The sequence below is a fragment of the Paraburkholderia edwinii genome (genome assembly GCF_019428685.1).
GTDB classification, from domain to species: domain Bacteria; phylum Pseudomonadota; class Gammaproteobacteria; order Burkholderiales; family Burkholderiaceae; genus Paraburkholderia; species Paraburkholderia edwinii.
The window spans coordinates 3,264,231-3,288,769 of the sequence record NZ_CP080096.1; the positions used below are offsets into that span (position 1 = coordinate 3,264,231).

Genomic DNA, 24,539 nt, shown 5'->3' on the forward strand with positions numbered 1-24,539 from the left:
CTCGAAGCAACACGACGCGCAACGCATAAGCCGACAGCAAAACACAAACGGCCGCAACAAGCGGCCGTTTGTGTTTGCGCATGGTTGCGCTGACAACTATCGCGCAACGCGCTTATCGTTCTCGATCAGCGCATACGCGCTGTGATTGTGAATCGACTCGAAGTTCTCCGCTTCGAGCACATACGAGACGATCCGCTCATCGGCATTGAGCCGCTGCGCGACATCGCGCACGAGGTCTTCGACAAACTTCGGGTTCTCATACGCACGCTCCGTGACGAACTTCTCGTCCGGCCGCTTGAGCAGCCCCCACAGCTCGCACGACGCCTCTTCCTCGGCAATGCGGATCAATTCTTCAATGGCGACATCGCCGGCCAGTTCCGCATTGATCGTCACATGCGAGCGCTGGTTATGCGCGCCATACTGCGAGATCTTCTTCGAGCACGGGCACAGGCTCGTCACCGGCGCCAGCACCTTCAGGAACACCCGCGTCACGCCATCGCGCACATCGCCCGCCAGCGTCACTTCATAGTCGAGCAGGCTTTGCACGCCCGATACCGGCGCGGTCTTGTTCACAAAATACGGAAACGACACTTCGATGCGCCCCGCGTGCGCTTCGAGCTTCTCGAGCATCGAGGCCAGCATCGCGCGCAGCGTCGTCGCGTCGAGCGGCTCGGTGCGCTCTTCGAGCAGCGCGACAAAACGCGACATATGCGTGCCCTTCTGCTCCGCCGGCAGATGGACATCGAGGTTCCACGTGCCGATGGTCGGCTGCACCGCGCCGTCTTGCGTGCGAACCGTCAATGGATGACGCACCGCCTTGACGCCCACCCGCTGAATCGGAATCTGCCGGGTATCGACCGTGCTTTGCACGTCGGGCATCACGAAGGCGGGGTTCATCTGATTCATCTTGTTGTCCTCACGGGCACGCGTGGACGCGTGCGTGCAAATAGCGAACTGCAAATGGCAACCGCCGGCTTCAAGCCGGCGGTTCCGGATGGGCTGCGCGGCCCATCGACTCATACTGGAGAATGCCGCAGCGGCGCGGCGAATGCGCCGCCAGGCTCAGGCGACGCGCTTCACCGACTTCCCGGCCGATGCCGCACTGACGTGATCGATAAACCGTTCGCGGATCGACTTCGCGATGCCCGCGCCGTCAAGACCACATTCGGCAAGCAGCTTGGCCGGATCCCCGTGATCGATGAACTGATCGGGGAGGCCCAATTGTAGTACGGGCTTGATAACCCCACTTGCCAGCAGGGCTTCGACGCAGGCGGAGCCGGCGCCGGCCATCACGCTGCCTTCTTCGACCGTGACGAGCGCATCGTGCGTTTCCGCCAGTTCGCGGATCAGCTCCGCATCGACCGGCTTCACGAAGCGCATGTTGGCCACGGTTGCATCGAGTTGCTCGGCGGCGGCAAGCGACGGTGCGACCATCGTGCCAAACGCGAGAATCGCAATGCGCTTGCCCACGGGCTGCGACGTTTCGCGGCGGATTTCGCCCTTGCCGAGCGGCAGCGCGGCCATCTGCTTGACGGTCGCGACACCCGTGCCCGCGCCGCGCGGATAACGCACCGCCGTCGGGTTCGGCTGTTGCAGCGCCGTGTACAGCATCTGACGGCATTCGTTCTCGTCCGATGCGGCCATCACCGTCATGTTCGGGATGCAGCGCAGGAACGCGAGGTCGTACGCGCCCGCGTGCGTCGCACCGTCCGCGCCGACTAGACCCGCGCGGTCGATCGCGAAGACCACCGGCAGGTTCTGCAACGCGACGTCGTGAATCAGCTGGTCGTAGCCGCGCTGCAGGAACGTCGAGTAGATCGCGACGACCGGCTTCATGCCTTCGGCCGCGAGGCCGCCCGCGAACGTGACCGCATGCTGTTCCGCAATGCCGACGTCGTAGTAGCGGTCCGGGAAGCGCTTTTCGAACTCGACCATGCCCGAGCCTTCGCGCATCGCCGGCGTGATGCCGACCACGCGCGCGTCGAGTTCAGCGGCATCGCAAAGCCACTCACCGAACACTTGCGTGTAGGTCTTCTTGCCGGGCGCCGTCGACGGCTTGATGCCCTCGGCCGGATTGAACTTGCCGGGTCCGTGGTACAGCACCGGATCGGCTTCGGCCAGCTTGTAGCCCTGGCCTTTCTTCGTCACGACGTGCAGGAATTGCGGGCCGCGCAGTTCCTTGATGTTCTGCAGCGTCGGGATCAGCGAATCGAGATCGTGGCCGTCGATCGGCCCGATGTAGTTGAAGCCGAACTCCTCGAAGAGCGTAGCCGGCACGATCATGCCCTTCGCGTGCTCTTCGAGCTTGCGCGCGAGATCGAGCATCGGCGGCGCGACGCGCAGCACGCGTTCGACGCCGGCGCGCGCGGCTGCATAGAAGCGACCGGACATCAAGCGTGCGAGGTGGCGGTTCAACGCGCCGACCGGCGGCGAGATCGACATGTCGTTGTCGTTCAGGATGACGAGCAGCGGCACATCATCAGCAACACCGGCGTTGTTCATCGCTTCGAACGCCATACCGGCCGTCATCGCGCCATCGCCGATCACCGCGATCGAGAAGCGGTCGTCGTGCTGCAGCTTGCTCGCGATCGCCATGCCGAGCGCGGCCGAAATCGACGTGCTCGAATGCGCGGTGCCGAACGTGTCGTATTCGGACTCGGTGCGGCGCGGGAAGCCCGAGATGCCGCCGCGCTGACGCAGCGAATGCATCTGGTCGCGGCGGCCCGTCAGGATCTTGTGCGGATAGGTCTGGTGGCCGACGTCCCAGACGATGCGGTCGCGCGGCGTATCGAACACGTAGTGCAGCGCGATCGTCAGTTCGACGGTACCGAGGTTGGACGACAGATGCCCGCCCGTTTGCGACACGCTGTCGAGCACGAAATTACGCAGCTCGCCGGCGAGCGAATGCAACTGGCGGAGATCGAGGCGGCGCAGGGCGGCCGGGTCGTCAATGGTTTTCAGCAAGTCGTACATCGTCGTTCCATTGTAGGAAAGCTTGCGCGCCCGCACTTCATTCGCGCCTACCCCTTCTGGTCTCTAGCGTGGCGGCGGGCTTCGCGTTGGTCTTCGCTTCTTTAACTGACCCGGTTCACAACCAGGTCTGCAAGCTCGGCAAGACGCTGTGCGCGCGTGCCGAAGGGCGCAAGCGCCGCGTGTGCATCGCTGCGCAGTTGCGCCGCGAGCGCGCGCGATGCGTCGAGCCCGATAATCGATACATAAGTCGGTTTGCCGTCCTTCGCATCCTTGCCCGCGGTCTTGCCGAGCGTGGCCGAATCGGATGTGGCGTCAAGGATGTCGTCGACCACCTGGAAGGCGAGGCCCACGGCCGCCGCGTATGCGTCGAGCGCGCGCAGCGTGTTCGCATCGGGCGTTTCGCCGGCGAGCGCACCCATGCGCACCGCGCCGCGCAACAATGCGCCGGTCTTCATGCGGTGCATCGTTTCGAGCTGTTCGCGCGTGAGCTTGTGGCCGACGCTGGCGAGATCGATGGCCTGGCCGCCTGCCATGCCGATCGAGCCGATTGCGAGTGCGAGCTCGCGCGTAAGCGCTGCCTGCTGTGCGGGAGCCAGCGCCCCGCCTTCAGTCAGCGCGACGAATGCCTGCGACTGCAGCGCATCGCCGACCAGCAGCGCCGTCGCTTCATCGTATTGCACGTGCACCGTCGGCTTGCCGCGGCGCAGGGCGTCATCGTCCATGCACGGCATGTCATCGTGCACGAGCGAGTACACATGGACCATTTCAAGTGCGGCAGCGGCAGCCTCGAGCGATTCGGCGCGCGCGCTGGTCAACTCGCCTGCCGCATGGCAGAGCAACGGACGGACCCGCTTGCCGCCGCCCATTACCGCGTAGCGCATCGCCTCATGCAGGCGGGCCGGCGCGGTCGTGGTGGGCGGCAGGTGGCGATCGAGAGCCTGTTCTACGCGCTCGAGCACCGTGCGCATCCATTGTTCGAAATTCATAGATCGTCGTCTCCGCTATCAGCGGCGGTTGTGGGGAGCGGCTTGAGCGTCTCGCCATCGAGCACGCGTACCTGTTGTTCAACTTTTTCGAGCTGCTGCTGGCAGAACGCCACGAGGGCAGCGCCGCGCCGGTACGCGGCAAGCGATTCCTCAAGACTCAAGCTGCCGCCCTCCATGCGCCCGACGAGCCCTTCAAGCTCCGCGAGCGCCGCTTCGTACGTGTCGGGCAGCGGCGCACCGGCCTCTGCCGCGGGGGACGTATCAGCGTTCTGGTTAGATGCGGTGTTCGCCATGAATCGTCGCAAAATTAAAACAAGTCGGACATTCTACGGCAAAAGCGACATTTCCGAGCCCACGACCCGCTCCCGTGCCGTTGCGCATTGGGCACACGTCATGCAAGAAACTGCACAAATGCGCGTCTCGTCCCTCAAAAAACTCTAGCGCCGATAAGGTAAAAACGCGAACTTCGAAGACAATTTTGACCCAAATCAGATACTTAAAGTCCCCAAGGAGGGGGAAACAGGTATAATCGCGGGCTCCCTAAATCGAATCTTCGATGGTTGGGTTGTTCACTGCTTTCACGTCTTCATCGGGAGTGGGAATGTCCAATCTGAGCAATGCGCTGCAGCTGCGATCTATTCATAGTCAGCTGCCAGTCGCGGCTTACTTTGACGAAGCGCTTCTTACGCGCGAACTCGAAACCCTTTTCAGGAAAGGTCCTCGTTACGTCGGGCACGAATTGATGGTGCCCGAAACGGGAAACTATTTTGCCCTGCCGAGCGAAAGCGAAGGGCGCGTCCTCGTTCGCAACCAGCAATCGAACATCGAACTGCTGTCGAACGTGTGCCGGCACCGCCAGGCCATCATGCTGAACGGCCGCGGCAGCACGGAGAATATCGTCTGTCCCCTGCATCGCTGGACGTACGATCTGAATGGCCAGCTGCTTGGCGCACCGCATTTCGCGGACAACCCCTGTCTGAATCTCGGCGCGACGTCGCTGCAGAACTGGCACGGGCTGCTCTTCGAAGCGCACGGTCGCGATGTCGCGAAAGACCTTGCACGTCTGGGCACGAAAGACCACTTCGACTTTACGGACTACATGTTCGATCACGTCGAAGTCCACGAGTGCAACTACAACTGGAAGACCTTTATCGAGGTCTATCTCGAGGACTATCACGTCGTGCCGTTCCATCCGGGCCTCGGCAGCTTCGTGAATTGCGACGACCTCAAATGGGAATTCGGCGACTGGTACAGCGTGCAAACGGTAGGCGTGCATAACGGCCTCGCGCGCGCGGGCAGTCCGACCTACGCCAAGTGGCACGATGAAGTGCTGCGTTTCCGCGACGGCAAGCCGCCCGAATTCGGCGCGATCTGGATGGTGTACTACCCGGGCATCATGATCGAGTGGTACCCGCATGTGCTCGTCGTGTCGTGGCTGATTCCGCGCGGACCGCAAAAAACCACCAACGTCGTCGAGTTCTATTACCCTGAGGAAATCGCGCTGTTCGAACGGGATTTCATCGAGGCCGAGCGCGCCGCCTATCTGGAAACGGCTCGCGAAGACGACGAAATCGCCGAGCGCATGGACGCCGGCCGCCGCGCGCTGATGGAGCGCGGCGAATCGCAGGTCGGTCCTTACCAGAGCCCGATGGAAGACGGCATGCAGCACTTCCACGAGTTTCTGCGCCGCGAGCTGGGCAAGATCTGAGCTTGATCCTGGTGAGCGCAAACAGGCGTATGAGGGGCCCGCGGCGGCGTCGCAGCATCGCTTAAGGCGTCACCGAATCAAACGATGTACAAAGGACGGGCTTCGGCCCGTCTTTTTTTGTTTAGACTACAGGCACATCGTCCGGCACCGCCCGGCCTCGTTTGCGTTGAGGAGCCGTCATGTCCCAGAACACACCCCACACTCATCACACGACTCTCATCTCGTCTGAGAATCTCGCCGAGCGTCTCGCATCGGCGCCGGACGGCGTGTTTATTGCAGATTGCCGATTCGACCTGATCGATACCGAAGCGGGCGCGAAAGCCTATGCGGCCGGGCATTTGCCGCATGCGCATTACCTGCATCTCGATCGCGATCTGTCGGGCGCGAAGACGGGCACGAATGGGCGTCATCCGTTACCCGATCGTCAACATCTCGTCGATACGCTTGCTGCGCGGGGGTTGAAGCAAGGTCAGCAAGTGGTCGCATATGACGCGCACGGCGGCATGTATGCGGCGCGCTTGTGGTGGCTACTACGCTGGCTCGGGCACGATTCGGTCGCGCTGCTCGACGGCGGACTGCAGGCCTGGCAGGCGGCCGGTCATCCGCTCACGCAAGATGTACCGCACGCCACGCGCGGCGACTTCAAGGCCGGCAAGCCGCTCGCGGTGACCGTCGATGCGCAGGCCGTCGAACACAACCTGAACACGCACGAGCGCACGCTGCTCGATGCGCGCGCCGCCGATCGCTACCGTGGCGAGAACGAGACGCTCGATCGCGTCGGCGGGCATATTCCCGGCGCGTTGAACCGCTTCTTCAAAGACAACCTGACCGCCGACGGCCGCTTCAAATCGGCGCATACGTTGCGCGACGAGTTCGGCGCTGTGATGCCTGGCGTCGCGGCGGAGCGCGTCGTGCTGCAATGCGGTTCCGGCGTAACCGCATGCCATAACGCGCTCGCGATGGAGATTGCCGGTTTGCACGGCGCCGCGTTGTATCCGGGCTCGTGGAGCGAGTGGAGCGCGAACCCGGCGCGGCCGGTTGCGACGGGGGCCAAGCCTTAGGCCTTGTGTTGGACGCCGTTAGCGTCCAACACAAGCAAGCGACATGCGACGGCCGCCGCTCGCTCGCATGTCGCCTGGCCTGAACTCAAACGCCGTGCTGCTTGAACCACGCAAGCACGCGGCGCCAAGCGTCTTCCGCATCGGCCTTTCGATAGCTTGGCCGATAGTCGGCGAAGAACGCATGCCCCGCATCGTTATAGACGACGAACTGCGAACCGCGCGCCTGCTGCGGCCCCTGCGCGATCAGCCCTTTCATTTTCTCGAGCGTGTCCTGCGGGATGCTCTGGTCCTGGAGACCGTATAGTCCCAGCACCGGCACCTTCAGATCGCCTACATGGTCGATCGGATTCGACGGCTGCAAGGTTGACGGCGTGCCGACCACGCGGCCATAGAACGCGACGGCCGCCTTCAGACGTGGATTGTGTTCCGCATAGAGCCACGCGATCCGCCCGCCCCAGCAAAAGCCGGTCAAACCGACGCGGTTCAGATCGCCGCCATGCTCACCTGCCCACGCGAACGTCGCATCGAGATCCTGCAGGACCTGCTCGTCCGGCACCTTGCTGACGAGTTGCTCGTTCAACTGCTGCATGCTCGTATAAGCAGACGCATCGCCTTGCCGCACGTAGAGGTCCGGCGCAATCGCCAGATAGCCGGCCTTCGCAAAGCGCCGGCACACGTCGGCGATATGCTCGTGCACGCCGAAGATCTCATGCACGACGATGATGACCGGCAGATGCGTCTTGCCTTTCGGCTGCGCACGATAGGCGGGCACCAGCGTGTCGCCGGAATGGATGCCGACTTCGCCTGCTTCGAGGCCTTCGCTATCGGTATGGACGGTTTGTGCCGAGACCGGCAGCACGGAAGCCGCGAAGCCGGTGCCGATTGCCGCTTTGATAAACGTGCGGCGATTGAAAGGGACGTGCGGAATCAGACTGTCGATTTCAGGCTTCAGCATGCTGCGCTCCTCGATAAGCGGCAAAGTTGAACGGCCAATGTTGAACAGCGGTGACTAGCATTCGGCAGGCGTGCGATGCGCCGATGGACTGATGAGCCGACAAACGGACAAACGGATAAGCGGACGGCCGAAACCGCAACAGGATACGCCTGCTGCGTAGCCTGTTGCAGAAGCAAGCGAATATTCGAGGTTCGCGGGATTGCCGGCGTTACCCGCGTTCGCCGCGGTTTGCGGTTCGATCCGGTTTGCATGCTTCGCCGCGGTCTCCGCGGTTAGCGCGGCATCCGCGCTAACCGCAGCTCCGATCGGCGAGCCGTTCAGTCGACGTCAGCGACTCAATGCAGCTTCACGCGAGGCGACGTCGTGCGATGCAGCCAGTGCGCGAACGTGTCGAGCACCATGCGCGCATAGCCGTGCAACGCGGCGATATGCAACCGGTAAAGCGACATATACATGAAGCGCGCGAACAGCCCTTCGATCAGCATACTGCCGCCGATCACGCCGCCCATCAGATTGCCGACCGCGCTGAAATGACCGAGCGACACGAGCGAGCCGAAGTCGCGATACGTGAACTCCTGCAACGGACGTCCCGCGAGCCGGTCCGCGATCACCCTCAACAGGAAGCTCGCCTGCTGGTGCGCGGCCTGTGCGCGCGGCGGGACATTGCGCTCGTTACCGGGCCACGGACACGCGGCGCAGTCGCCGAGCGCAAAGATGTCGTCGTCGATTTCGGTTTGCAGCGTGCGGCGCACGAGCAGTTGACCGAGCCGGTTGACCGGCAGGCCGTCGAGTTCGCCGAGCACCGCGGGCGCCTTGATGCCGGCCGCCCAGACCGTCAGATCGGCGCGCAGCGTTTTGCCGCTCGCGGTGCGCACGGAACCGGGCGCGACTTCGGCGACCGTCTCGCCGACCATCACCTGCACGCCGAGCTTCGTCAGCAGTTCCGTGGTCGCCGTGGATACACGTTCCTGCAGCGCGGGCAAGATGCGCGGGCCCGCTTCAATCAGCACGATGCCGATATCGTGGCGCGGATCGAGCTTGTGCAAACCATACGCGGACAGCACGTGCGCGGTATTGCGCAGTTCGGCCGAGAGCTCGACGCCCGTTGCGCCGCCGCCGACGATGGCAACCTGGATACGCGGTCCGTCCGGCTGTGCGGCAGCCGCTTGCGCGTGAGCCTGAGCTTCGGCCTGCGCCTGTGCCTGCGCGAAGTCCAGCGCCTCACCCTGCGGCTGCGCGGCCTTCTGTTCACCCAGATGCTCAGTCCGGTACTCCGCGCGCACGCACGCCGCAATCAACCGCTTCCGGAAGCGCTCCGCCTGCGGCACCGTATCGAGCGCAATTGAATTCTCCTTCGCGCCCTGCACGCCGAAGAAATGCGTCGTGCTGCCGATCGCGATCACGAGCGTGTCGTATCCGATCTCGCGCTGCGGCAGCAACTCCGCGCCGTCGTCGTCCGCAATGGCGGAGAGCGTGATGCGTTTCGCCGCACGGTCGAGCTTCGTCAGCTCACCTTGCTGAAAATCGAAACCATGCCAGCGCGCCTGCGCCGCATAGGGCAGCTCCTGCGTGAACGGATCGAGGCTGCCCGCCGCCACCTCATGCAGCAGCGGCTTCCACACATGCGTCGGATAACGGTCGACCAGCGTGACCTGCACGCTCGCGTTCTCCGCGCGCTTGCCGCGCCCATAACGGTCACCGAGACGCGTGGCCAGCTCCAGCCCACCCGCTCCCCCACCCACGACGACGATACGATGCATCGAGACTCTCCGGTTTCTGATCCACGAGTTGAACGTCGCTACGGCATCAGCCGCAGATGCACCTCAATGCGCTTCTTCCCAGTTCGCGCCCGCGCCGACTTCCGCGACGAGCGGCACCTTCAGCGATGCGACGCCGCACATCAGCTCCGGCAGCCGCTCGCGAACCAGGGACAGCTCTTCATCGGGTACTTCGAGTATCAGTTCGTCGTGCACCTGCATGATCATGCGCGTGCCGATGCGCGATTCGTCGAGCCAATTCTGCACGGCGATCATCGACAGCTTGATCAGATCCGCTGCAGTGCCCTGCATCGGCGCGTTGATCGCGGCGCGTTCGGCCGCTTGCCGGCGCGGTCCGTTGCCGCCGTTGATCTCGGGCAGCCACAGACGGCGCCCGAACACCGTCTCGACATAGCCCTTCGCCTTTGCGCTCGCGCGCGTGTCGTCCATATAGCGCGCGACGCCCGGATAGCGCGCGAAATAGCGGTCGATATAAAGCTTGGCCGCATCGCGCGTGATGCCGAGATTCGACGCGAGCCCAAACGAGCTCATGCCGTAAATCAAGCCGAAGTTGATCACCTTCGCAATGCGCCGCTGATCGGAACTCACTTCGATCGGCGTCACGCTGAACACTTCGGACGCGGTGGCGCGGTGAATGTCCTCGCCTTGCGCGAACGAGCGCAGCAACGACTCGTCACCCGAAATGTGCGCCATGATGCGCAGTTCGATTTGCGAGTAGTCGGCCGATACAAGCTTGTGGCCCGGCGGCGCGATAAACGCTTCGCGGATACGCCGGCCCTCGCCGGTACGCACCGGAATGTTCTGCAGGTTCGGATCGTTCGATGCAAGCCGGCCCGTTACCGCGACGGCCTGCGCGTAATTCGTATGCACGCGGCCCGTGCGCGCATTGACCATGCGCGGCAGCTTGTCCGTGTACGTGGACTTCAGCTTCGACAGGCCGCGATGCTCGAGCAGCAGCTTCGGCAGCGGATAATCTTCGGCGAGCTTCTGCAGCACCTCTTCATCGGTGGACGGCGCGCCGCTCGGCGTTTTCTTGATGACCGGCAATTGCAGCTTCTCGAAGAAGATCTGCCCGATCTGCTTCGGCGAGCCCATATTGAACTCGCCCTCCGCGAGCACGTACGCCTCTTTTTCGAGTTCGATCAGACGCACCGCAATCTCGTTGCTTTGCCGCTGCAGCTTCTCTGCATCGATCAGCACGCCATTGCGTTCCATCTTGCGCAGCACGCGCGCGGTCGGTAACTCGATCTTGCCGTAGACGAAGTCGAGCCCCTCTTCGGCCTTTACCTGCGGATAGAGCGCCTGGTGCAGCTGCAACGTAATGTCCGCATCTTCGGCCGCATAGGCCGCGGCCTGGTCCAGCGCAACCTCGTCGAAGCCGATCTGTTGCACGCCCTTGCCCGCAACGTCTTCGTACTTGATGGTCTTCAGTCCCAGGTGACGCAGCGCGAGGCTGTCCATATCGTGCGAGCGATGCGACTCGAGCACATACGACTGCAACAGCGTGTCGTGTTCGACGCCGTCCATCGTGATGCCATAGTTCGCCAGCACCTGTTCATCGTATTTCAGATGCTGGCCGACCTTCTTCCGATCCGCACTTTCGAGCCACGGTTTGAGCTTCGCAAGCACTTCATCGCGCGGCAATTGCACGGGCGCGTCGGGCCCGCGATGCGCAACCGGAATATACGCCGCATGACCCGGTTCGACCGATACCGAGAAACCCACGAGTTCCGCGACCATCGGATCGAGCGACGTCGTTTCGGTATCGAACGCGGTAATTTCTGCGGCCTCTATCTTCGCGAGCCACTCGTCGAATTTTTCCCACGTCTGCACGGTGTCGTAATGGCGCACGCCGTTGATGACCGGCGCGGGCGTCTCGCCGGCGCCCGGTCCTTCGACCACTTCCGCCGCTTCGACTTCACGTAGCCAGGTCTTGAAGCCGTGCCGCGTGAACACATCGCGCAGTTCGTCGCGCGCTTCTTCGCGCGACGCAAGCGACGCTTCGATCGAAGTGATGTGCTGGCTCAGATCGCATGCGGTATCGACCGTCACGAGCTTCTTCGCCATCGGCAGGAAATCGAGCGCACGGCGCAGATTGTCTCCTACCGCACCTTTGATCTCGGCCGCATGTGCGACGATGCCATCAAGCGTTTCGAATTGCGTGAGCCATTTGACGGCTGTCTTCGGGCCGCACTTCTCGACGCCGGGCACGTTGTCGACGGTATCGCCGATCAACGACAGATAATCGACGATAAGCTCGGGCGGCACGCCGAACTTGGCGAGCACGCCATCGCGATCGAGCGTCTCGTTCGTCATCGTATTGATGAGGGTGACATGGTCAGTCACGAGCTGCGCGAGATCTTTGTCGCCGGTGGAAACGACCACCTTCATGCCGTGCCGCTCGGCCTGTTTCGCGAGCGTGCCGATCACGTCGTCGGCCTCGACGCCGTCGATCATCAGAAGCGGCCAGCCGAGCGCGCGCACGGCCACATGAATCGGCTCGATCTGGCGGCTCAGGTCGTCAGGCATCGACGGGCGGTTTGCCTTGTACTGCGGGTACCAGTCGTCGCGGAAGGTCTTGCCCTTCGCGTCGAACACGCACGCGCTATACTCTGCGATGACTTCCTTGCGCATACGGCGCAGCATGTTGATGATGCCGTACAGCGCGCCCGTCGGTGCACCGTCCGGGCCGCGCAAATCAGGCATCGCATGATAGGCCCGGTACAGATAACTCGAACCGTCGACCAATAGCAGGGTCTTACCTTCCAGTGCTGTTCCCGGCGCAAGCTTCGCATCGGCTCCCGGTTTGGCTTGCAGGTCGGTGTTGAGCCCAGCTTCCAGATCTCGTTCTTCAGGCATTATGACTAAGAGAAAAGTGATTCCGAGTCTGCGTTCGCTCGCAGATCAAGAGCGCGCAACAGCCAAGAAGGCACGCGCATCGTGGCAGATGTTCACGATTATGGCAGAGTTTATCGAGGCGACCGAGTACCTGTCGGAGATCCGGCCGGCCGTCAGCATCTACGGTTCGGCGCGCCTGAAACCGAATTCGCCTTACTACAAACTCGCCACGCAAATTGCACGCAAACTGTCCGACGCGGGCTTCGCGGTTATCTCCGGCGGCGGCCCCGGCATCATGGAAGCGGCCAATAAAGGTGCGCATGCGGGCAAGGCGCCGTCGGTCGGTCTCAACATCGAATTGCCGCACGAACAATCGGGCAATCAGTGGCAGGATATTTCACTGCGCTTCAGACATTTCTTCACGCGCAAGGTCACGTTCGTGAAGAATTCCGATGCAGTGATCGTCATGCCGGGAGGCTTCGGCACACTCGACGAACTGGCCGAAGTGCTCACGCTGATTCAGACCAAGAAGTCGCGTCACGTGCCGATCATCATGGTCGGCGCCGAGTTCTGGAAAGGGCTGCTCGGCTGGTTCCAGGATGCGCTCGTGCCGATGGGTCTCATCAATCCTGAAGACATGAAGCTCATGCAGGTGATCGACGATCCGGACCAGGTGCTCGAAGCCGTGCTCGCGTTCTATGAAGAACGCGAAGAGGCCGAAGTGCATCCGACGAAGTCGGACGAAGACCGGATGTTCTATCTGTAACGTGGTCACCCACGCTGGAATCCGGTAGCGCTGTCACGCGCGCGCGAGTGGCACCGTCGCGCGCTAGCGCGCATCCGTCTGTTTCGATTGCGCTTCGAGCCAGCGGCAGAACTGCGTGACGAGCGGCGCATCGGCTACTTCGCGCCGCGCGACCCACCAATAGCCGCGCAATGCAATGCGCGGCCCTTCGAGCGGCATCACGAGACGCCCCGACGCGAGTTCGTCGTCGATGATCGGCAGCGGCCCGAGCGCGACGCCCAGGCCGTCGACAGCCGCTTGCAGCGCCAGATAGAAGTGGTCGAACGACTGCTTCTTGCGGCATTTCGTTTTCACGCCCGCAGTGGCAAGCCACTGACGCCATGCGTCGGGACGCGTATCGGAATGCAGCAGCACGTGACGCGACAGGTCGTCGGCCACGCGAATCGGCGAGCGCTTCAGCAGCGCGGGACTGCAGACCGGCACTTCGCTTTCGTCGAGAAAATGGCCGCTGACGCAATTCGGCCAGTGCGCCGGCCCGCGCCGCACCGCGACGTCGAAGCCGTCGATCGATTCGACGGGCGCATTCGACGTGGCGAGACGAAGCTCGACGTTCGGCGCGATGCGCTGGAACTGGCTCAAGCGCGGCAGCAGCCATTTCATCGCAAAGGTCGACAATGCATTGATGCGCAGCACATGTACGACACCGGTGTCGCGCAACTGGTCGGTAGCGGACGCGATATTGTCGAACGCGGTCCGCACCTGCGCGAGATAACGGCGGCCGCTGTCGGTAAGCCGCACGCGTTTGCCAATGCGGTCGAATACCTGCACGCCGACCCACGATTCGAGCGCGGCGACCTGGCGGCTGATTGCACCGTGCGTCACATGCAGTTCGTCCGCGGCGGCGCTGAAGCTTTCGTGGCGCGCCGCGGCTTCGAACGCGCGTAGCGCGGGAAACGGGGGTAACTTGCGGGTCATGCCGGAGATTATGCTTGTGAGTTTAAGTCACAAGCAAGCGGCGTAAAAATCGTTTGGTATTGCTCGCGAACAGCGCTAACCTCCGAAGCCTGTACCAACGGGCGACCGCAAAATGAATCAACACTCCTCTTCTTCCGGGCCGGCGGCGTCGGGGACGTCCGGGGCGCCCGCAACGCCGTCCGAGGCCGCGAAATCATCGGCGCCGTCATCCGCCTCGAAAACCAGCGCGTTGCCCGATAGCGATTTCGCCGCGGATGCCGTGCCCACCGTCGCCGATCTGTTCAAAGGCTTCCTCGGCCTCGGGCTCACCTCGTTCGGCGGCGCGCTGCCGCTGGCGCGGCGCACCGTCGTCGAACGGCACCGCTGGCTGTCGGGCGCCGAATTCACCGATCTATTGGGACTGTGCCAGTTTCTGCCGGGCGGCAACGTGATCAACCTGGCGGTTGCGATCGGCATGCGCTTTCGCGGCTGGCGCGGCGCGCTGGCGGGGCTGCTCGGTCTGATCGCCGGACCGTCGCTGGTGGTGATTGCGCTTGGCGTGCTTTACGAGCACACGCAGAACGATCCGCACGTGCAGCACCTGTTCGCCGGTCTCGCGGCCGCCGCGGCGGGCCTGCTGATCGCGATGGCGGCGAAAATCCTGCTGCCGCTCCGACGCAACCCGATTGCAGCCGGCATCGCCGCACTCGGCTTCGTGGCGATTGCGGTCCTGCGCTTTCCGCTGCTGCCCACGATGCTCGTGCTCACGCCCCTGAGCATCGCGCTTGCCGCACTCGCGGCCGCGAAGTCCGCGAACGGAGCCGGACGATGACGGCCACGCTCGTCGCCCTCGTCCTGATCTTCGGTCAGCTATCGCTACTTGCGTTCGGCGGCGGCAATACGATCCTGCCGGAGATGCAGCGGCAGGTAGTCGATGTCCATCACTGGATGCCGGCCAGCGAATTCAGCGCGCTCTTCGCGCTCGCTCAGGCGGCGCCGGGGCCGAACATGATGGTCGTCACGCTGGTCGGATGGCATGTGGCCGGCTGGGCCGGCGTGATCGTGACGTCGATCGCGAAGTTCGGTCCGTCGTCGTTCGTTACGGCGCTCGCATTGCATGCGTGGGAACGCTTCAAGGACCGGCCGTGGCGCGCCATCGCGCAGAAGGGACTCGTGCCGGTTACCGCGGGGCTCGTCGCGGCCAGCGCGGTGCTGATTGCGCGAGCCTCGGATACGACGTGGCTCGCATGGAATATCACCGGAGTGTGCGCGGCGCTCGCTTTTACGACGCGCATTCACCCGCTGTGGCTGCTTGCGGCGGGAAGTGTGATCGGCCTGGTGGGACTAGGCTTCCTGCCTCACTGAAACGCCACTTCCGCAAAGCTGCGCAACTTCCGGCTGTGCAAGCGGTGCAAGCCATCGGCCCTCAACAGTTCCATCGCCGCGACGCCGATCTGCAGATGCTGATCGACCTGCGCGCGATAAAACTGATCGGCCATGCCAGGCAGCTTCAGTTCTCCATGCAGCGGTTTATCCGACACGCACAGCAAGGTGCCGTAGGGCACGCGAAAGCGGAATCCATTAGCCGCAATCGTCGCGCTTTCCATATCGAGCGCAATCGCGCGGCTTTGCGATAGCCGCTGCACAGGCTCGCGATGGTCGCGCAATTCCCAGTTGCGGTTATCGACGCTCGCCACCGTCCCCGTGCGCATCACGCGCTTCAACTCCGCGCCGTCGAGCCGCGTGACCTGCGCGACCGCGCGCTCGAGCGCGACCTGCACTTCGGCGAGCGCCGGAATCGGCACCCACAGCGGCAAATCGTCGTCGAGCACGTGATCTTCGCGCACATAGCCGTGCGCCAGCACATAGTCGCCAAGACGCTGCGTGTTGCGCAGCCCCGCGCAGTGGCCGAGCATGACCCACGCATGCGGACGCAGCACCGCGATATGGTCGGTGATGGTCTTCGCATTCGACGGCCCGACGCCGATATTGACCATCGTGATGCCGCCGCCGTCCGCGCGTTTCAGGTGATATGCGGGCATCTGCGGCAGCCGCGGCGGCGGCGTGCCCTCGGCTTCCTGCTCGCCGAGATTCGCGTTGTACGTGATCACGTCGCCGGGTTCGACGAACGACGTGTACTCGCCGCGATACGCGCGCAGCTCCGCATCGTCGGTATGCGCCATCATCGTACGGCCGAGCTTCACGAACTCGTCGATGTAGAACTGATAGTTCGTGTACAGCACGTAGTTCTGGAAGTGCGTCGGCGACGTCGCCGTGTAGTGCCGCAGCCGATGCAGCGAGAAGTCGACGCGCGCCGCGGTAAAGAGCGCCAGCGGATGCGGTTCGCCCGGCATCGGTTCATACGTGCCGTTGACGATCCGGTCGTCGAGCAGCGCGAGGTCCGGCGTGTCGAACACGTCGCGCATCATGAAGAGACGGTCGCGGTCGAGATCGCCTTCGAGGTGAATGCCCTCGGCAAACGCGAAGTGAATCGGAATGGCCTGGTCCGACACGCCGACCTCGATCGCGACATGATGGTTCTTCGCCAGCAGCCGCAATTGTTCGCGATAGTAATTGCCGAACAGGTCGGGCCGTGTCACGGTAGTTTCAAATACGCCCGGGCCGGCGACAAATCCATACGAACGGCGCGAGTCGATGTGCGTGTTGACTTCGGTACGCACACGCACGAACGGGTAGCACGCGCGCACACGGCGCTGGAAGGGCTCGTTGCGCCGATAGCGAGCGAACGCATCGCGCAGGAACGACGTGTTCGATTCATAGATCGCGGAAAGATGCGTGACAGCCGCGGTGGCATCGTCAAACGCCTCGGTCTTGTACGCGCTGGCCGGTGTCTCTACCAGGCGCTGATTGGTCTCATAGTTCATTTCACGTGCCTCGGTTGATGGGCTCACATTACCACGGAACCCACGCAGGCTGACCGGCCGCCACGTCGGCAATGCGGGCCCGCCAACGCGCCGCGCACATTCGTCGAAAGCGGCGCAAAATAAGGCGTAGGCGGCCGTCGGCCGCACCGGATTTGCTAGAATCGCGTCACCCTCTCGGAGAATCATCATGAAGCCGCTCCTTCCCGCTGCCCTCGCACTGGCCTTCGCCGTGTCAGGGGCCGCGCTCGCGCAGCCCGCCGCTGCCGACCAGCAGCCGCCCGCGCAGCAACAGGCCACCGCCCCGATGTCCGCGAACGAGAGGGCGGGCCTGCCGGATCTGGCCGCAATCAACCGTCCGGCGGCGGAAGTCAGCTCGAAGGTGGATATCAACGTGCCGCGCACGCCGAGCTTCTACGAACGCAGCAGCAACGGCACCGAGATCACCGAATACCGCGACCGCGGCAAGCCTGTCGAAATCGACGTGCGTTCGAACTTCGGCACGCGCTACCAGATGACCGCGCCGGTCGACACCTCGCCGCAAGTGTATGAAAGCTCGCATCCGACCAACCGCCTGCCGTCCTTCAACATCAAGTACTGAACGAACGATGCACGCGGTGCTCGCGGTGCACACGACGCTCGCGGCCCGGATGAACCGGGCCTGCCGTTGCAAGCACCGCGCGTAATTCGCGTCACCCCGCACCTGTAAGCTGAAACCCTATTCGTCACCCTCACCCGACTGGCGACCCAACCACGCCAGCCCACCAACCCGATCGATGTTTTCCGCATGGCCGTCTTCACTGCTGTTACCGAAGCCCAACTCGCGCAATGGCTGCGCCACTATGACCTCGGCGACGTCGTCGAATTTCGCGGTATCACGTCCGGCATTGAAAACAGCAACTTCTTTCTGACCACCACGCGTGGCGAATACGTCCTGACCATCTTCGAGAAGCTGACCGATCGCCAGTTGCCGTTCTATCTCGACCTGATGCGGCATCTCGCCGCGCATCGCGTGCCGGTGCCGGACCCGGTGCCGCGCGACGACGGCGCGCTGTTCGGCATGCTGCATGGCAAGCCCGCGGCCGTCGTCACGAAGCTCGAAGGCGCGCCGGAACTGGCGCCCGGCGTCGAGCATTGCGTCGAGGTCGGGCAGATGCTCGCGCGCATGCATCTCGCCGGCCGCGACTTCGCGCATCATCAACCGAATCTGCGCAGCCTCGCCTGGTGGGAAGAGACGGTGCCCACGCTGTTGCCGTTCGTCGACGATGCACAGCGCGCGCTCCTGACCGAAGAGCTCGCGCATCAGCACGCGTTCTTCGCATCGGCCGACTATGCGGCGATGCCCGGCGGGCCGTGCCACTGCGACCTCTTTCGCGACAACGCGCTGTTCGCGCACGCAGCGCCCGGCACCGGGCACGAGGTGCGGCTCGGCGGCTTCTTCGATTTCTACTTCGCGGGTTGCGACAAGTGGCTCTTCGACGTCGCGGTCACCGTCAACGACTGGTGCGTCGATCTGCCGACCGGGCGCCTCGACGACGCGCGTGTTGAAGCGTTGCTGCGTGCATATCAGACAGTGCGTCCGTTCACACCCGAGGAAAATCGCCACTGGGGCGATATGCTGCGTGCGGGGGCGTACCGTTTCTGGGTCTCGCGCCTGTATGATTTCCATATGCCGCGCGCGGCCGAGTTGCTGAAACCGCACGACCCCGGCCATTTCGAGCGCATTCTCCGCGAACGCCTGAAAGGCGTCGCACTCCCTGGCATTCACACCTCATGCAACTGATCGAAGTTCCCGCGAAGACCGGCTATGTATGGTTCCGGCAGGGCATCTGGCTGTTCCGCAAGAACCCGCTCGCGTTCCTGACGCTGTTCTTCGCGTACCTGCTCGCGATGACGCTGATTTCGCTGATCCCCGTGATCGGCGGCGTGTTGCCGCTCGCGCTGATTCCGGGCATCGCGGTCGGCTTTATGGCCGCGTGCCGCGATACGATCGCCGGCAAGCCCGTGTTCCCGACCATTCTTGTGGATGGCTTCCGTTCGTATGGCTCGACGGTCGCGCGGCGCCTGCTGCTGTTGGGATGCCTCTATATCGTCGCGATGGCGCTCGTGCTCGCGGGCTCCGCGCTCGCGGACGGTGGCATACTGCTGCGGCTCATGGTGAACGGCGAAGCCATGCAGCAGGAAACGCTCGCGACCAGCAACCTGCCGCTCGCCATTCTCACCGCACTCGCTTTCTATGTGCCCGTCGCGATGCTGTTCTGGTTCTCGCCGATCCTCGCCGCGTGGCACGACGTGCCGCCGGTGAAGGCGATGTTCTTCAGCATCATCAGCTGCTGGCGCAACCGCGGGGCGTTCGTCGTGTACGGCGCGCTGTGGTTTGCGGTGGCGATCACCGTGTCGCTCGGACTGTCCACGCTGCTGCAGGCGCTCGGCGCCGGCGACCTTGCGCTGATCGTGCTGATGCCGGCGTCGATCATCGTCACGACAATGCTCTATTGCTCGTTCTATGCGACTTATCGCGGCTGCTTCGGCGTCCAGGGACCCGAACAGCCGGCGCCGCCGGTGGCGTGATTCGGGTGGCGTGATTCGGGTGGCGTGATTCGGGTGGCGTGACTAGGGTGGCGTGATTCGGGGCGGCCCGGCTCGCCGGCGTCGCCCGATTGCGGCACAATGATTTGCACGCGATCGATTCGCGCGCTCTCTTGCACTCTTCGCCGAGACGCATCATGACCCAGCGCCCGCTTTTACCGCTTACGCTCGACACGCAGCTCTGTTTCGCGCTGTATTCAGCATCGCTTGCGATGACGAAAGCCTATAAGCCGCTGCTCGACAGGCTCGGTCTCACCTATCCGCAATATCTTGCGATGCTCGTACTGTGGGAAGGCGACGACGTGACGGTCAAAGATATCGCGGCGCGCCTCAATCTCGATTCCGCGACCATCACGCCGCTACTCAAGCGCCTCGAAGCGCAAGGTTACGTCGAGCGTACGCGCGGCACCGACGACGAGCGGCTCGTGTTTATCCGCCTGACAAAAGCCGGCACCTCGCTCAAGCGCGCGGCGCGCGACGTGCCTACTGAAATCTTCGGCGCGACGGGCCAGGCGCGTGAATTCCTGTTTCGCTTGCGCGACGACCTTGCGCAGTTGCGCGGCACACTGAACGAACATCTCGAGCGCGGATAGCGCGCTTTTCGTGTTTTCGAGGCGGTGGGCGATCGAACCACCGTGGCCCGGCCTTGCAGGAGGGGGCAGTGACGAAAGTATTGCCTGCAGCGTAGCCACTTCCGAACGCCACGCAACACCACGCAACATCGCCCCGGCACAACACGAGCAGGCGCTTTTCTTGCGTCCACCCAACCGAAGACGTGGACCCGGCCATCCGACGAAAACCGGCGCCATCGCCTCGCCTCGCCGGCTCCCAACCTCTATCGCCCGATCCCATCACGATGACCGAACCGCGGCAACTCGACGCTTCCTTCGACCACGGCCTTGTCTGGTTTCGCCGCGACCTGCGCACCGGCGACAACGCCGCGCTCTACTACGCGCTCAAGCATTGCCGGCAGGTCTGGTGCGTATTCGTCTTCGACACGACGATCCTGCAGCCGCTGATCGACCGCTCGCGCAAACAGAACCCGAAGCACAGGCCGCGCGACCGGCGCATCGATTTCATCGTCGCAAGCGTCGCCGAACTGGATAAGTCGCTGCGCGACGGCGGCGGCGGGCTGATCGTCGAGCACGGCGACCCGCGCGATGTCATCCCGACACTCGCCGATCGTCTGAAGATCGATGCTGTATTTACCAATCACGATTACGAGCCGTCGGCAATCGAGCGCGATGAAGCAATTGGGGACCGCCTGCGCGATGCGCAACGCGAACTGCTCACGTTCAAGGATCAGGCGATCTTCGAACGGGACGAAGTGCTGAACGGCCAGCGCAAGCCGTTCACGGTCTTCACGCCGTATCGCAACGCATGGCTCAAGAAACTGACGCCGTTCGACCTCAAACCGTATCCGGTCGAACGCTACGCGAAGAGCCTGGCGAAACCGCCGGCGGAACTCGACCACGGCATGCCGTCGCTCGAGCAGTTGGGCTTCGAGCGAAGCAATCTCGCGGACCTGAAGCTGCCGCCCGGCATGAGCGGCGCACAGCAGTTACTCGAAGATTTCCTGACGCGCATCGACAGCTACGCGGACCGTCGCAACTTCCCGGGCGTCGCCGGGCCGAGCTACCTGTCCGTCCATCAGCGCTTCGGCACCGTCTCGATTCGCACGCTGGTGCGGCTCGCCAACGACCTGTCGCTGCAGCCCGACGGAGCGGGCGCGGCCACGTGGCTGAACGAGCTGATCTGGCGAGACTTCTATTTCATGATTCTTGCGCATCACCCGCAGGTCGCGAGCGGCGCGCCGTTCAAGCCCGAGTTCGACGAGCTGCGCTGGGAGCGCGGCCACGAAGCCGACGCTGCGTTCGCCGCGTGGCGCGAAGCGCGCACCGGCTATCCGCTTGTCGACGCGGCGATGCTGCAGATCAACACGACCGGCTATATGCATAACCGGCTACGCATGGTCACCGCGAGCTTTCTCGTCAAGGACCTGGGGCTCGACTGGCATCTCGGCGAGCAGTACTTTGCCGAGCAGCTGAACGACTTCGACTTCTCGGCAAACAACGGGAATTGGCAATGGGCAGCGTCGACGGGGTGCGACGCGCAGCCGTGGTTCCGCATCTTCAATCCGGTCACGCAATCGGAGCAGTTCGACCCGCAGGGGCGCTTTATCAAGCGCTATTTGCCGCAACTGGAGAAGGTGCCGCCGAAATGGATACACGCGCCGTGGCTGGCGAGCGACGAGCAGCTGGCGGAATGGGGTGTGGTGCTCGGGGAAAACTATCCGCGGCCGATTGTCGATCATGCGGAAGCGCGGAAGCTGACGCTCGAGCGCTTTGGAAGAGTACGGCCGCAGCAGCGCTAAGCGCGAGGCGGGATTAGCCAATCAGCCGACCATTTGGCTCCGGCCGGCCATCGCACGCCCACCACGCGCCAACGCTCAAGCAACGCTTATTGCTGGCCCATCCACGCCGGTTGACGGCGTTGCGCTTCGCGATCGAGCTTGCGCATACGGAATTCGAGATCGTACAGATCGATCGCTTCCGACAGATAAGCGTCCTGGCGCTCTCGTGCGACTTCGTCAGCGGATTTCGTCAGGAACAGGAAAAGGCGGCTCAGCAGGTACATGGTTCGACCCCTAGTAAGTGTGAAGCTAAGGGATAACCCTTAGTTGTTGCCGCATTATAGGGAAAACCCTGAAGCAGCGCCAGCTTTTCTTTAAGGAGAACCGTAATAGCGGCCGTTGGCCGGGCGCGGCCGATCGCCGGCCACTTCCGGCGCCACGCTGCGGCGCTGATATCTGAAAAATTCCCATATCAGGCCACTCGCATCGGGCCCTTTCGACGAATGAAACGGCACCGCGTCGTCGCCGCCGCTCCATGCGTGGCCGAGCCCCTGCACGCGGCACACGCGCACGACGCGCCGCCCGCCGCGCACATAGTCGCGCGTCACCACGGTCGCTTTACGATCCTCCTTCGTATCGCCGGCCTTGCGGGCGCCACTCGCGTCGACGAGGCCGTTGAGCCGCAGAAACTGCGTGGCCAGCTGATCAGCATTGACCGGCGCCACCACGGGGTCGAGCTCGCCCTGCATGATGATCGCGGGCATGCCCGGATGCGCATCGACGTCGGCGGCGCGATCCACAAGCGTGACCGGGTCCTGGCGCGCACCGCGGCGCATCACGTCCATCGCCGTGATACCGGAATGCGCTTCGCCGAACGCCGGGCCTGAATGCAGCGCAACGGCCGCGAACCGCTCCGGATAACGCATCGCGAGCAGCGACGCGAGACCGGCGCCGGCCGACAGGCCCGCCACGTACACCCGTTCCGGGTCGAAGCCGTGCTCGGCGACCAGCGCATCGACGAGCGATACAACGGCTAACGCCTCCGCCCCGCCCGCATTATCCGAATCGTCATACCAATGCCAGCAGCGATGCGCGTGCGTATGTTTCGACTGCTCCGGATAGACGACTGCGAAGCCGAAGCGGTCGGCGAGCAGGTTCATGCGCGTGCCTTCCGCGAATTCGTCGATGGTCTGCTTGCAGCCGTGCAGCATCACCACAAGCGGCGCGCCGCGCTGCGGCTTGCCCGCGGGCAGATAAAGCCCGTACTGCAGGTGATTCACGAGCCGGCCCGGCGCGGCTGGCGCTGAGTGGAACGAGCGCGTCCACGTGCCGCTCGCCCACGCTGCCGCGCGCGGACGCACGCGCGATTCGCGCTTGCCCGGATGCTGGGCGTCGCGCGCCACTGCCTTGCGCACCTTGACCGGAGGCCGTGCCGTGGCGGGTCGCACGGGTCGAGTCGACGTCCGCTTCGCCGTCGCATGCGCATGCTCTTTCTGGATGGCGATCAATCGTTTCAGGCCGCCGAGCCATATTTTTGTCAGACTTTTTGCCATGCATACCTCGCAAAAAGGATCGGTGTCTGCCTGCAGATGAGGGCTCTTGTGCGTTGCACAATAACATCAATCCTGCTGCGATGCTGTCGACCGAACAGGTGCCTGATCCGTTAACAGGCGTGAACGCGGCGAAGCCATCCGGGGCACGCGCACCACGGGTTCCCAAACCGGCCGGGCGCCGCACATACCGGGCGATTCCGCATTTTTATACTTATAAAATACGCGCGCCGCGGGCGGTGCTACACGATCACTTCCCGGTTGGCGCACCGCAGCCAGCTTCCGTTCGGCCCTATTCATTCGATGCCTGTTGTATTTTTACCATGCCCGACCTGCCGCTCCATTTCTGGTACGTGACGAGTAGCTGCGGCGGCGCCAGCGTGACGCTGCCGCTGACCGTGGCGATCGCGCTCTGGCTCGCGGTCGGGTATTCGTCGCGTCTCGCGCTCGGCTGGATCGCGCTGATTGCCGGCGCCGGATCGATCGTGCTCGTGACGAAGCTCGCGTTCCTCGGCTGGGGCATCGGCGTGCGCGACTGGGATTTCACGGGCGTAAGCGGCCACGCGATGATGTCGACTGCGATCTATCCGGTCGCGTCTTTCCTGATCCTGCTGCCGGCACGACCGGCCATCCGCGTGGCCGGCATCGCCGCGGGGTTCTGCGTCGGCATTGCGATCAGCTTCTCGCGCATCGTCGTCGAAGCGCATTCGCCGTCGGAAGCGGCCGTCGGCTGCGCGATGGGCGCCGTGATCGCGCTCGTCTTTATCCGCCTTGCGTGGCATACGACGCAAAGCCGGAACCGGCTGTCCATCTTGCCGGTCATGATGAGCCTCGTCGTGCTCGTGGCCGCGTTCCACAATATTCATATTCCCACGCACCGCTGGGTCGAGCGTGCCGCGCTGAAGATCTCAGGCCATCCACGGCCATTCGTCCGCGCGCGCTGGAAGGCCGCGCGCGACCACAGTCACGCGATCGCTGCGCCGCTGTCGCGCGCACGTGATGCGTTGGCGCCACGCGAGGCGCGGTCGGTCCAGGTCGGCCGCTGTCTCGATGCAAGCGTGCGCCAGAGCGCGTGCTTCGATATCGCGCGAGCGGACGGCCCGTCGGCCCGACGCGCTGACGCGACAGCGGTCCCCGCTTTCCCTTGTTGAGATTGATGCTGACGAT

General features: G+C 63.6%; 22 protein-coding genes. 11 read left to right on the forward strand and 11 right to left on the reverse strand.

Going from position 1 to position 24,539, the window contains the following annotated elements; all coding sequences use genetic code 11:
• Nucleotides 1-96: 96 nt before the first annotated feature.
• From folE2 to KZJ38_RS35915, 4 genes are all read right to left on the reverse strand, one after another.
• On the reverse strand, nucleotides 97-906 hold the full coding sequence (gene folE2, locus KZJ38_RS35900; RefSeq protein ID WP_219801741.1) for a GTP cyclohydrolase FolE2: 810 nt from the start codon (nucleotides 904-906) through the stop codon (nucleotides 97-99).
• Nucleotides 907-1,062: 156 nt separating this feature from the next.
• Nucleotides 1,063-2,973 carry a 1-deoxy-D-xylulose-5-phosphate synthase gene (dxs, locus tag KZJ38_RS35905; RefSeq protein ID WP_219801742.1) on the reverse strand — a complete coding sequence of 637 codons (1,911 nt, stop codon included), beginning with the start codon at nucleotides 2,971-2,973 and terminating at the stop codon, nucleotides 1,063-1,065.
• Between the two features lie 101 nt (nucleotides 2,974-3,074).
• On the reverse strand, nucleotides 3,075-3,959 hold the full coding sequence (locus KZJ38_RS35910; RefSeq protein WP_219801743.1) for a polyprenyl synthetase family protein: 885 nt from the start codon (nucleotides 3,957-3,959) through the stop codon (nucleotides 3,075-3,077).
• On the reverse strand, nucleotides 3,956-4,252 hold the full coding sequence (locus tag KZJ38_RS35915) for an exodeoxyribonuclease VII small subunit (RefSeq protein WP_075159066.1): 297 nt from the start codon (nucleotides 4,250-4,252) through the stop codon (nucleotides 3,956-3,958). The genes KZJ38_RS35910 and KZJ38_RS35915 overlap by 4 nt, the downstream gene beginning before the upstream one ends.
• Nucleotides 4,253-4,560: 308 nt before the next feature.
• On the opposite strand from KZJ38_RS35915, the gene KZJ38_RS35920 reads away from it, so the two are divergent.
• Together KZJ38_RS35920 and KZJ38_RS35925 are read left to right on the forward strand one after the other, a co-directional pair.
• On the forward strand, nucleotides 4,561-5,667 hold the full coding sequence (locus KZJ38_RS35920) for an aromatic ring-hydroxylating oxygenase subunit alpha (protein WP_219801744.1): 1,107 nt from the start codon (nucleotides 4,561-4,563) through the stop codon (nucleotides 5,665-5,667).
• Nucleotides 5,668-5,846: 179 nt separating this feature from the next.
• Nucleotides 5,847-6,728 (forward strand): sulfurtransferase, encoded by an 882-nt coding sequence (locus tag KZJ38_RS35925; protein ID WP_219801745.1) that lies wholly within the window; start codon nucleotides 5,847-5,849, stop codon nucleotides 6,726-6,728.
• A gap of 85 nt (nucleotides 6,729-6,813) precedes the next feature.
• On the opposite strand, the gene KZJ38_RS35930 is transcribed toward KZJ38_RS35925, so the two are convergent.
• From KZJ38_RS35930 to polA, 3 genes are all read right to left on the reverse strand, one after another.
• A complete protein-coding gene (locus KZJ38_RS35930) occupies nucleotides 6,814-7,683 on the reverse strand; it encodes a dienelactone hydrolase family protein (RefSeq protein ID WP_219801746.1) in 870 nt (289 codons plus the stop codon).
• Between the two features lie 335 nt (nucleotides 7,684-8,018).
• Complete coding sequence (locus KZJ38_RS35935) at nucleotides 8,019-9,443, reverse strand: NAD(P)/FAD-dependent oxidoreductase (RefSeq protein ID WP_219801747.1); 1,425 nt, start codon at nucleotides 9,441-9,443, stop codon at nucleotides 8,019-8,021.
• Nucleotides 9,444-9,506: 63 nt separating this feature from the next.
• Nucleotides 9,507-12,167 carry a DNA polymerase I gene (polA, locus tag KZJ38_RS35940; RefSeq protein WP_343223909.1) on the reverse strand — a complete coding sequence of 887 codons (2,661 nt, stop codon included), beginning with the start codon at nucleotides 12,165-12,167 and terminating at the stop codon, nucleotides 9,507-9,509.
• A 154-nt stretch (nucleotides 12,168-12,321) separates the two neighbouring features.
• Here polA and KZJ38_RS35945 point away from each other — a divergent pair, with 154 nt between their 5' ends.
• Nucleotides 12,322-13,065 (forward strand): LOG family protein, encoded by a 744-nt coding sequence (locus KZJ38_RS35945; protein ID WP_219801749.1) that lies wholly within the window; start codon nucleotides 12,322-12,324, stop codon nucleotides 13,063-13,065.
• A gap of 63 nt (nucleotides 13,066-13,128) precedes the next feature.
• Here KZJ38_RS35945 and KZJ38_RS35950 read toward each other — a convergent pair whose 3' ends face one another.
• A complete protein-coding gene (locus KZJ38_RS35950; RefSeq protein ID WP_219801750.1) occupies nucleotides 13,129-14,019 on the reverse strand; it encodes a transcriptional regulator GcvA in 891 nt (296 codons plus the stop codon).
• A gap of 112 nt (nucleotides 14,020-14,131) precedes the next feature.
• Between KZJ38_RS35950 and KZJ38_RS35955 the strand changes: the two genes are divergently transcribed.
• On the forward strand, nucleotides 14,132-14,830 hold the full coding sequence (locus KZJ38_RS35955; RefSeq protein WP_219801751.1) for a chromate transporter: 699 nt from the start codon (nucleotides 14,132-14,134) through the stop codon (nucleotides 14,828-14,830).
• Nucleotides 14,827-15,363, forward strand: coding sequence for a chromate transporter (locus KZJ38_RS35960; protein ID WP_219801752.1), 537 nt, complete (start codon nucleotides 14,827-14,829; stop codon nucleotides 15,361-15,363). Before KZJ38_RS35955 ends, KZJ38_RS35960 begins: the two co-directional genes overlap by 4 nt.
• Here KZJ38_RS35960 and KZJ38_RS35965 read toward each other — a convergent pair.
• Entirely contained in the window at nucleotides 15,357-16,883 is a 1,527-nt protein-coding gene (locus tag KZJ38_RS35965; RefSeq protein WP_219801753.1) for an AMP nucleosidase, read from the reverse strand. The genes KZJ38_RS35960 and KZJ38_RS35965 overlap by 7 nt on opposite strands.
• Nucleotides 16,884-17,070: 187 nt before the next feature.
• On the opposite strand from KZJ38_RS35965, the gene KZJ38_RS35970 reads away from it, so the two are divergent.
• The 5 genes from KZJ38_RS35970 (at nucleotide 17,071) to KZJ38_RS35990 (ending at nucleotide 21,843) form a co-directional block, all read left to right on the forward strand.
• Nucleotides 17,071-17,481, forward strand: coding sequence for a hypothetical protein (locus tag KZJ38_RS35970; protein ID WP_219801754.1), 411 nt, complete (start codon nucleotides 17,071-17,073; stop codon nucleotides 17,479-17,481).
• Between the two features lie 186 nt (nucleotides 17,482-17,667).
• The gene (locus KZJ38_RS35975; protein WP_219801755.1) at nucleotides 17,668-18,663 is read left to right on the forward strand and encodes a homoserine kinase; all 996 of its coding nucleotides are present in this window, start codon (nucleotides 17,668-17,670) and stop codon (nucleotides 18,661-18,663) included.
• A complete protein-coding gene (locus KZJ38_RS35980; RefSeq protein WP_219801756.1) occupies nucleotides 18,654-19,451 on the forward strand; it encodes a BPSS1780 family membrane protein in 798 nt (265 codons plus the stop codon). Before KZJ38_RS35975 ends, KZJ38_RS35980 begins: the two co-directional genes overlap by 10 nt.
• A gap of 155 nt (nucleotides 19,452-19,606) precedes the next feature.
• Nucleotides 19,607-20,062 (forward strand): MarR family winged helix-turn-helix transcriptional regulator, encoded by a 456-nt coding sequence (locus KZJ38_RS35985; RefSeq protein ID WP_219801757.1) that lies wholly within the window; start codon nucleotides 19,607-19,609, stop codon nucleotides 20,060-20,062.
• 263 nt (nucleotides 20,063-20,325) lie between these two features.
• Nucleotides 20,326-21,843 carry a cryptochrome/photolyase family protein gene (locus KZJ38_RS35990; protein WP_219801758.1) on the forward strand — a complete coding sequence of 506 codons (1,518 nt, stop codon included), beginning with the start codon at nucleotides 20,326-20,328 and terminating at the stop codon, nucleotides 21,841-21,843.
• A gap of 86 nt (nucleotides 21,844-21,929) precedes the next feature.
• Here the strand turns inward: KZJ38_RS35990 and KZJ38_RS35995 are convergent, their stop codons facing one another.
• Nucleotides 21,930-22,106, reverse strand: coding sequence for a DUF3563 family protein (locus KZJ38_RS35995; RefSeq protein ID WP_219801759.1), 177 nt, complete (start codon nucleotides 22,104-22,106; stop codon nucleotides 21,930-21,932).
• Between the two features lie 90 nt (nucleotides 22,107-22,196).
• Nucleotides 22,197-23,375, reverse strand: a complete 1,179-nt coding sequence (locus tag KZJ38_RS36000; RefSeq protein ID WP_219801760.1) for an extracellular catalytic domain type 1 short-chain-length polyhydroxyalkanoate depolymerase — start codon at nucleotides 23,373-23,375, stop codon at nucleotides 22,197-22,199.
• Between the two features lie 320 nt (nucleotides 23,376-23,695).
• Here KZJ38_RS36000 and KZJ38_RS36005 point away from each other — a divergent pair, with 320 nt between their 5' ends.
• Nucleotides 23,696-24,523, forward strand: coding sequence for a phosphatase PAP2 family protein (locus KZJ38_RS36005; RefSeq protein ID WP_343223870.1), 828 nt, complete (start codon nucleotides 23,696-23,698; stop codon nucleotides 24,521-24,523).
• Nucleotides 24,524-24,539: the final 16 nt, after the last annotated feature.